The following is a 1311-nucleotide window of genomic DNA, read 5'->3' as shown; positions in this document are numbered from 1 at the left end:
CCCCCGTCCGGACGGCCGTCCGGGCGACCGTCCCGCTGCTCGTCCTGGTGGAGTTCGCCAGCGGCGTCCTGCAGGGCGGCTTCCCGATCCTGCTGCCGCGTCTCGGTGAGCAGCTGCACCTCGACGCCGGTGACCTGAGCCTCGCGCTCGGCGTCGAGTTCCTGGTGTCCGGCGTCGCGGTGCCGCTCACCTCCCGGCTGGGCGACCTGCACGGCCACCGGCTGCTGCTGCGCGTCACCGTGCTGCTGACCCTGCTCGGCGCCGCGTGCACGGCGCTCGCCCCGGACCTGCCGCTGCTGCTCCTCGGGCGTGCCCTGTCCGGGTTCCTGGCCTGCTGGCTGCCGCTGGAGTTCGCGATCCTGCGCGACGGCCTCGGCGAGGAGCGCGGCGGCCGGGCGGTCGGCCCGCTGGTCGGCTCGCTCACCGTCGGCTCGACCCTCGGCGCGCTCGCCGTCGGCGGCCTCGGCACGAGCGACGACGCCACCCGTCCGCTGCTGTGGGCGCTCGCGGTGCTGCCGCTGCTCGCACTGCCGGTGGTGTGGTGGCTCGTCCCGGACTCGCGGACCCGGGCGCAGGGCCGGATCGACTGGCCCGGCGCGGCGCTGCTCTCCCTCGGTCTGACCCTGCTGCTGGCCGGCCTCGGCGGCAGTGCCGTGCTGCCGGGCGCCGCGGCCGTGCTGCTGCTGGTGCTCGGGCCGGTGCTGCTGGCGCTGTTCGTCCGGCACGAACTGCGCACCGACCGGCCGATGGTGGACGTCCGGTTGCTGGCCCGGCGCGCCACGGCGCCGGTCTTCGCGCTCAGCTTCCTGCTGGGCTGCGCCCTGTACGGCGCGCAGGGCCCGACCCTGGCCTTCGAGGCGGCGGACCCGACGGAGACCGGCTACGGCCTCGGCGCGGTGCCGCTGCAGCTGGGTCTGCTGTACCTGCCGCAGACCGTGGCCGCGATGGCCGGTGCGGTCGTCGCCGACCGGCTGGCCCGCCGGTACGGCGCAGCGGGCGTCCTCGCGGTGGGCTTCGGGCTGTGCGCCGCCGGCTATGCGGCGATCGCGGCGGGGCACCACGCGTTCTGGCAGTTCGCCGTTCCCGGTGCGGTCTGCGGGTTCGGCGCCGGGCTGGGTCTGAGCCTGCTGCCGGGTCTGCTGATGCGGCGTCTCCCCCGCGACCAGACGGGGATCGGCACCGGTGTCTACAACACCCTCAAGTCGCTGGCGGGCGCCGCCGCGGGCGCGGGGGCGGCTGCCGTGCTGGACGCCCTGCTGCTGCGGCAGGGCGTCCCGCGGGAGGGCGCGTACACGGCGGTCTGGACGGTCT

General features: G+C 76.7%; 1 protein-coding gene. It reads left to right on the top strand.

Translation table 11 applies throughout. The features are described 5' to 3' along the window. Positions 1–1311, top strand: a 1311-nt coding sequence (locus tag ABZ641_RS37860; RefSeq protein WP_359989153.1) for an MFS transporter, incomplete at both ends; no start/stop codon positions are given.

It is taken from the genome of Kitasatospora sp. NPDC007106 (assembly GCF_040634455.1).
In the GTDB taxonomy this organism is placed as follows: domain Bacteria; phylum Actinomycetota; class Actinomycetes; order Streptomycetales; family Streptomycetaceae; genus Kitasatospora; species Kitasatospora arboriphila.
Note: the sequence above shows the minus strand (reverse complement) of the source record. Positions and strands in the feature narration are given on the sequence as shown.